This window comes from Paenibacillus sp. GYB004 (assembly GCF_036577605.1).
Lineage (GTDB): Bacteria > Bacillota > Bacilli > Paenibacillales > NBRC-103111 > Paenibacillus_AB > Paenibacillus_AB oceani.
In genome coordinates this window covers 1-1,785 of record NZ_JARBDB010000041.1, presented here as the reverse complement: position 1 = coordinate 1,785, position 1,785 = coordinate 1, and the positions used below count along the sequence as shown (strand labels likewise).

Below are 1,785 nucleotides of genomic sequence, written 5' to 3'. Positions count from 1 at the left end.
AAAATAGCCCCTACTCGGGGTTAAATCGCATCCATTACGCTGTACGGCATCAAAGATGACCTTGCTTTCTTTACTGCGTCCGCTGCCTCGGTTAAATCATCAAAATTACCAAGATGTATGTGTCTACCTTTCAACCTGATAGCAGCCTTCCACTTTTTGTTATGCTTATCCCAACAAACCCCACGAATCCCGCTGGTTCTATTGCTTTTAAGAGCTCCTTTGATGTTCTGTTTGTTCTCGGATGCAGTGACCTCTCGTAAATTTAACCTGAGATTATTCAAAGTGTCATGATCGCGGTGATCGACCTCTAAGTCAATCGCTGTTTGTAAAATCCAACGATGCAATCTGACAGTGGTTTTTCTCCCGTTCTCATGCATAATTGGACCTTTCACGTAAAATGATTGAGTATCCGGATGCCAATATGCGTGCCATCTCCCAGGTAGTTCCTTCACCCTTTCAAGATCAGCAACATCAATTTTCGTCTCAAGCACAGTACCATCTCTTCGTCTTAAAAATATAACTGCAATGTCTCCTCGTACCTCATACTGATTCTTCATAAGCAAATGACGCCATCCTTTCGTAAATAACAAAAAGACACCTTCATTTTTTTGAAAGTGTCTTACGATCGGCTCGGTGCTGTGCTCAGTTTACAATGCGAATGGTCGGATTCGATATCTTCATTTTCCCCGTCAACCCCGTGGCGACAACATAAAAGTCGATCTGCGTTGTACCAATCGGGATAACCAACTGCGGCGTGCTATGGATCGCCTCAGCCAACATTAAGTTCACACCGTCGAAATTACCCGTAAGGCTATACGTGTTTTGAGTGGTGCCTATGCAGTTTACCTTAACAGCGATCGAGTCTAGTGCCGTTAAGTCCTCGAACTTTATACGAGCAAGACCCTCGATTTTTGTTCCGGGCGTGAACCCTGTCGTGATGTTTTGGTACATGCTTACGGTCGCTTTCGTGGCCACGTCGATAACCTGCTCGTTGTATGCAATAGTGCCGTCGTTATAAAAATTTTTCGTCCGGACCCCGCCGACGAAACTCCAGCTTGTCGCTCCGCCAGAGCTATCCCCAGTCAAAATGCCGTTAGTTAACAAGTTGTTAGTATCGTTGAGCGACTTGGACAACATGTTCTCTTTTGAAAATCGAAGGGCCGCATTAAGGTCCTCATAAAGCTTCCGACCCATCCTCGCCGCGCCTGCTGCGTTAGGGTGCGTACCGTCGTCACTAAGACCGGCGATAATATTTCGACCGCTCGAATCGACCAAGGCGCTAAACATATCGCAGAGGATAACGTCCTTGTTGTTATAAGCGTAGTCCCGAATGAACTTATTGATCGCGTTGAGATTAGCGAGCCGCTGATCAGTGTTGCACTGGACGGACGGCGGTACAGTCGCGATTACGAGTTTACTGCCGTTGTCTTTGATCCGTTTGTAAATCGTAGTGAGATTTGCTATCGTCGTCGCCGATGCTGTGTCGGTTAGGACGTCATTCGTGCCGCCGAGCACATGGACGTAATCGGACTTATACTGCAACACATCATTATCGATCCTAGCTAGCATTTGTGTCGTTGTGTTGCCGCCGATGCCGGCCTGTTTTAGAACCTTGATGTGTCCTCCGGTTAAGAGCTGCGTCCAGTAAAAAAATCCGGTAGGCTGCCAATAATAGTTAGCGGTGCCGCTGAATGGACCATTTTGGTTGGTGATCGAGTCGCCATAAAGGACAAAGGTCGGCCAATCGTTTCGATTTATGGAACCACTCCCACCGCCTCCGGTCAA

At 47.1% G+C, this 1,785-nt stretch carries 2 protein-coding genes; both read right to left on the bottom strand.

The genetic code is table 11. The features are described 5' to 3' along the window. Positions 1-20: 20 nt before the first annotated feature. A complete protein-coding gene (locus tag PV433_RS18080; RefSeq protein WP_332073465.1) occupies positions 21-557 on the bottom strand; it encodes an AP2 domain-containing protein in 537 nt (178 codons plus the stop codon). 85 nt (positions 558-642) lie between these two features. Further along, positions 643-1,785 (bottom strand): SGNH/GDSL hydrolase family protein (locus PV433_RS18075; protein ID WP_332073464.1); only part of this gene is annotated, 1,143 nt, incomplete at its 5' end.

Bases quoted from the DNA above. Each gene is read 5' to 3' on its own strand.
- PV433_RS18080 (WP_332073465.1), bottom strand. From the start codon at position 557: ATGAAGAATCAGTATGAGGTACGAGGAGACATTGCAGTTATATTTTTA.